3 rRNA genes are annotated in these 5080 nt (G+C 58.6%); all 3 read left to right on the top strand.

The window, feature by feature from the left end:
* Positions 1–23 precede the first annotated feature (23 nt).
* The 3 genes from ACERM0_RS22715 to rrf all read left to right on the top strand — a co-directional run bounded on the left by ACERM0_RS22715 (position 24) and on the right by rrf (position 5074).
* Positions 24–1545: ribosomal RNA gene (locus tag ACERM0_RS22715) — 16S ribosomal RNA — on the top strand.
* A 299-nt stretch (positions 1546–1844) separates the two neighbouring features.
* Positions 1845–4906: ribosomal RNA gene (locus tag ACERM0_RS22710) — 23S ribosomal RNA — on the top strand.
* A gap of 51 nt (positions 4907–4957) precedes the next feature.
* A 5S ribosomal RNA gene (gene rrf, locus ACERM0_RS22705) occupies positions 4958–5074 on the top strand.
* The 16S, 23S and 5S rRNA genes sit together here, the layout of an rRNA operon.
* The last annotated feature ends 6 nt before the right edge of the window (positions 5075–5080 follow it).

Here is a 5080-nt window from a genome sequence, read left to right as displayed (position 1 = left end):
ACCTGCCTTGATGGTTAGGTTTTTCAATGGAGAGTTTGATCCTGGCTCAGGACGAACGCTGGCGGCGGGTTTAACACATGCAAGTCGAGGGACGAAGCCTACTTCGGTGGGTGGAAACCGGCGAACGGGTGAGTAACACGTGAGGAACCTACCCGGTACTTCGGGATAACCGCGGGAAACCGTGGCTAATACCGGATGTTCCGTTGCCACTGCATGGTGGTTTCGGGAAAGTTCAGGCGGTATCGGACGGCCTCGCGGCGTATCAGCTTGTTGGTGGGGTAATGGCTCACCAAGGCGACGACGCGTAGCTGGAGTGAGAGCTCGATCAGCCACACTGGGACTGAGACACGGCCCAGACTCCTACGGGAGGCAGCAGTGGAGAATCTTGCGCAATGGGCGAAAGCCTGACGCAGCCACGCCGCGTGCGGGAAGAAGGCCTTCGGGTCGTAAACCGCTTTCAGGAGGGAAGAAGCGTAAAGTGACGGTACCTCCAGAAGAAGCCCCGGCCAACTACGTGCCAGCAGCCGCGGTAATACGTAGGGGGCGAGCGTTGTCCGGAATCATTGGGCGTAAAGCGCATGTAGGCGGCCATGTGAGTCGGATGTGAAATCCCGAGGCTTAACTTCGGAACTGCATCCGGTACTGCATGGCTTGAGGAAGGTAGAGGAGAGTGGAATTCCCGGTGTAGCGGTGGAATGCGCAGATATCGGGAGGAACACCAGCGGCGAAGGCGGCTCTCTGGGCCTTTCCTGACGCTGAGATGCGAAAGCGTGGGTAGCGAACAGGATTAGATACCCTGGTAGTCCACGCCGTAAACGATGGGTGCTAGGTGTGGGGGATTGTTCACGTTCTCCGTGCCGAAGCTAACGCGTTAAGCACCCCGCCTGGGGACTACGGCCGCAAGGCTAAAACTCAAAGGAATTGACGGGGGCCCGCACAAGCGGCGGAGCATGTGGCTTAATTCGAAGCAACGCGAAGAACCTTACCTGGGCTTGACATACACCGTTCAGCCGTAGAGATACGGTGGATTCGTTCGAGGTGTACAGGTGGTGCATGGCTGTCGTCAGCTCGTGTCGTGAGATGTTGGGTTAAGTCCCGCAACGAGCGCAACCCCTATCCTGTGTTGCCAGCACGTAATGGTGGGGACTCATGGGAGACTGCCGGTGTCAAACCGGAGGAAGGTGGGGATGACGTCAAGTCATCATGCCCCTTACGTCCAGGGCTGCACACATGCTACAATGGCCGGTACAGAGGGCTGCGATCCCGTGAGGGGGAGCGAATCCCAAAAAGCCGGTCTCAGTTCGGATCGTAGTCTGCAACTCGACTGCGTGAAGCCGGAGTCGCTAGTAATCGTGGATCAGCAACGCCACGGTGAATACGTTCCCGGGCCTTGTACACACCGCCCGTCACGTCATGAAAGTCGGTAACACCCGAAGCCGGTGGCCTAACCCGTATGGGGGGGAGCCGTCGAAGGTGGGACTGGCGATTGGGACGAAGTCGTAACAAGGTAGCCGTACCGGAAGGTGCGGCTGGATCACCTCCTTTCTGGAGCTTCCTGCCACGCGTCAGCCGTTCGTGCTGGCGGTGTGTGGGTGGTTTCGTGAACCACTGGTTGGTCAGCATCTTCGGTGTTGACGGTCGTGCGGGAGCCCTTTTGTGGGGTGTGACGTTCGGCCGGTTCAGCGTCGTGATGGTCTGTCGTGCCCTGTGCAGCTCTGAGAGCGACACCGCTTTCAGTGTGCATCTGCCGGTGCCGTATACCGCAGCCTTTGAGGGTTGGCTGGTGCGCTTCGGTGGGTGTGGGTGTTCTTTGAGAATTGGATAGCGAGCGCGAGCATCTTGTACGGCAAGTAGTCAAGGGCACACGGTGGATGCCTTGGCACCGAGAGCCGATGAAGGACGTGGGAAGCTGCGATAAGCCCTGGGGAGGAGCTAACCATCCATAGATCCAGGGATGTCCGAATGGGGAAACCCGGCTGGGGTCATGCCCGGTCAGGCCTGTCTGAATACATAGGGCAGGTACAGGGAACCCGGGGAACTGAAACATCTCAGTACCTGGTGGAAGAGAAAACAAGAGTGATGCCCTGAGTAGTGGTGAGCGAAAGGGGTGCAGCCTAAACCGTGCACGTGTCAAGCCGGCAGGCGTTGCGTGTGCGGGGTTGTGGGACGGCTGTTGGAAGTTCTGCCGGACTTCCGTGGAGTTACAAAATTCGCGTGTAGCGGAACAGGGTGGAAAACCTGGCCAGAGACGGTAATAGCCCGGTACGTGAAGCATGACGGATCTCCATTCAGTCGCACCCGAGTAGGGCGGGGCCCGTGAAATCCCGTCCGAATCTGTCAGGACCACCTGATAAGGCTAAACACTCCTCGGTGACCGATAGCGGACCAGTACCGTGAGGGAACGGTGAAAAGTACCCCGGGAGGGGAGTGAAAGAGAACCTGAAACCGTGTGCTTACAAACCGTCGGAGCGTCCCCTTGTGGGGTGTGACGGCGTGCCTTTTGAAGAATGAGCCTACGAGTTAGCCGTCGCTGGCAAGGTTAACCCGTGTGGGGAAGCCGAAGCGAAAGCGAGTCTGAACAGGGCGATTTGAGTCGGCGGCGCTAGACCCGAAACCAAGTGATCTATCCATGGGCAGGGTGAAGCGAGGGTAAGACCTCGTGGAGGCCCGAACCGTTGTAGGTTGAAAACTGCTCGGATGACCTGTGGATAGGGGTGAAAGGCCAATCAAACTTGGTGATAGCTGGTTCTCCCCGAAATGCATCTAGGTGCAGCGTCGTGTGTTTCTTGCCGGGGGTAGAGCACTGTTTGGGCTAGGGGGCCTAAAAGCTTACCGAACTCAGGCAAACTCCGAATACCGGCAAGTGAGAGCACGGCAGTGAGAATGCGGGGGATAAGCTCCGTATTCGAGAGGGAAACAACCCAGACCGCCAGCTAAGGTCCCAAAGTTCTGGCTAAGTGGCAAAGGATGTGAGAACGCAGAGACAACCAGGAGGTTGGCTTAGAAGCAGCCATCCTTGAAAGAGTGCGTAATAGCTCACTGGTCAAGTGTTCTTGCGCCGATAATGTAACGGGGCTAAGCCAGGCACCGAAGCTGCGGATCTCAACCACACAAGCGAAAGCTGGTTGGGGTGGTAGGGGAGCGTCGACACGCGAGTGAAGCTGCGGGGTAACCCAGTGGTGGATGCGTGTCGAGTGAGAATGTAGGCATGAGTAGCGAAAGGGGAGGGAGGAACTCCCCCGCCGATTGACCAAGGGTTCCTGGGGAAGGTTCATCCGCCCAGGGTAAGTCGGGACCTAAGGCGAGGCCGCGAGGCGTAGCCGATGGACAACCGGTTGATATTCCGGTACCACCTTCACCGCGTCAACAACCGAACGTTTCAGCTAACCGGGTCTACGGATCCGGGACCCTGGAGCCAGTAGGTCACCGATGGCGTGACGGAGAAGGCTAGGTGGACCCGGGCGTTGGTCGTCCCGGGACAAGCGTGTAGGCCGTGGGCCAGGGAAATCCGGACCACACCAAGGCTGAGACGTGATGTCGACACTTTGTGGAAGCCATCGATGCCATGCTCCCAAGAAAAGCGTCTAGGGAGTTGTGAGGGTGCCCGTACCCCAAACCGACACAGGTGGTCAGGTAGAGAATACCGAGGCGATCGAGCAAACTCTGGTTAAGGAACTCGGCAAATTGGCCCCGTAACTTCGGGATAAGGGGCGCCCCGGACGGTTACCGACCTTGCGTCGGGAAGCTGTTTGGGGCCGCAGTGACCAGGCCCAAGCGACTGTTTACCAAAAACACAGGAGCGTGCGAACACGTAAGTGGATGTATACGCTCTGACGCCTGCCCGGTGCTGGAACGTTAAGCGGAGAGGTTAGCCGCAAGGCGAAGCTTCGAAGCCAAGCGCCAGTAAACGGCGGCCGTAACTATAACGGTCCTAAGGTAGCGAAATTCCTTGTCGGGTAAGTTCCGACCTGCACGAATGGCGTAACGACTTGGGCACTGTCTCAACCAGAGACTCGGCGAAATTGCATTGCGAGTAAAGATGCTCGCTACGCGCAGCAGGACGGAAAGACCCCGGGACCTTTACTGTAGCTTGGTATTGGAGCTTGGTACGTCACGTGCAGGATAGGTGGGAGGCTGTGAAGCTGGCACGCCAGTGCTGGTGGAGCCATCCTTGGAATACCACCCTTGACGTGCTGAGTTCCTAACCTCGGTCCGTGATCCGGATCAGGGACAGTGCCTGGCGGGCAGTTTAACTGGGGCGGTTGCCTCCCAAAAGGTAACGGAGGCGCCCAAAGGTTCCCTCAGACCGGTCGGCAATCGGTCGTTGAGTGTAAAGGCACAAGGGAGCTTGACTGCGAGACAGACATGTCGAGCAGGGTCGAAAGACGGGCTTAGTGATCCGACGGTGGAGAGTGGAATCGCCGTCGCTCAACGGATAAAAGGTACCCCGGGGATAACAGGCTGATCCTGCCCAAGAGTCCATATCGACGGCAGGGTTTGGCACCTCGATGTCGGCTCATCGCATCCTGGGGCTGGAGCAGGTCCCAAGGGTCGGGCTGTTCGCCCGTTAAAGCGGTACGCGAGCTGGGTTCAGAACGTCGTGAGACAGTTCGGTCCCTATCCGCTGCGCGCGCAGGTGATTTGACAGGAGCTGCCCCTAGTACGAGAGGACCGGGGTGGACGCACCTCTCGTGTGCCGGTTGTTCCGCCAGGAGCACGGCCGGTTAGCGACGTGCGGTGTGGATAAGCGCTGAAGGCATCTAAGCGCGAAGCCCACCTGGAGATGAGATCACCCACCCCACAAAGGGGGTAAGGGCCCCAGTAGACGACTGGGTCGATAGGCCGGAAGTACAAGCCAGGCAACTGGTGCAGCTGACCGGTACTAATAGCCCGAGGACTTGCCGTACCGCTCGCGCTCGCTATCCAACAGCTCACGAACACCCGAAACTTTCAAGTTTCCCGTGGCCGTAGCGGAGGGGACACACCCGGCAACATTCCGAACCCGGAAGTTAAGCCCTCCAGCGCCGATGGTACTGCCGGGGCAACCCGGTGGGAGAGTAGGTCGCCGCGGGAACCCACC

The sequence above is a fragment of the Egicoccus sp. AB-alg2 genome (genome assembly GCF_041821065.1).
GTDB lineage: Bacteria > Actinomycetota > Nitriliruptoria > Nitriliruptorales > Nitriliruptoraceae > Egicoccus.
This window is presented reverse-complemented; position numbering and strand designations above follow the sequence as displayed.